Origin of the sequence: Corynebacterium sp. UMB4614 (assembly GCF_030217065.1) — a bacterium.
GTDB lineage: Bacteria > Actinomycetota > Actinomycetes > Mycobacteriales > Mycobacteriaceae > Corynebacterium.
The window spans coordinates 1-256 of the sequence record NZ_JASONC010000103.1 but is presented as its reverse complement, the minus strand read 5'-3'; the positions used below and the strand labels follow the sequence as shown (position 1 = coordinate 256).

Genomic DNA, 256 nt, shown 5'->3' with positions numbered 1-256 from the left:
CCCCACCCAGTTCGACTTCACCAACGCGGAGGCGTAGCGAGCAATGAAACGTATTGCAGCCGTTGATTGCGGAACGAATTCGCTTCGTCTCCTCGTCTCCGATGTCGGCGACGGGGACATCCGCCAGGTAACCCGGACGATGGAAATCATCCGGCTAGGTGAGGGAGTAGACGAGACCGGACGAATCAGCCCCGAGGCGATCGAGCGGGCGCGCGTCGTTCTGCAAAACTACACCGACCACATGACGCGCGAAAAC

The 256-nt window shown here is 60.2% G+C and carries 1 pseudogene; it reads left to right on the top strand.

The features are described 5' to 3' along the window. Nucleotides 1-43 precede the first annotated feature (43 nt). Nucleotides 44-256 (top strand): annotated as a pseudogene (locus QP413_RS10075) (exopolyphosphatase); the annotation flags it as partial.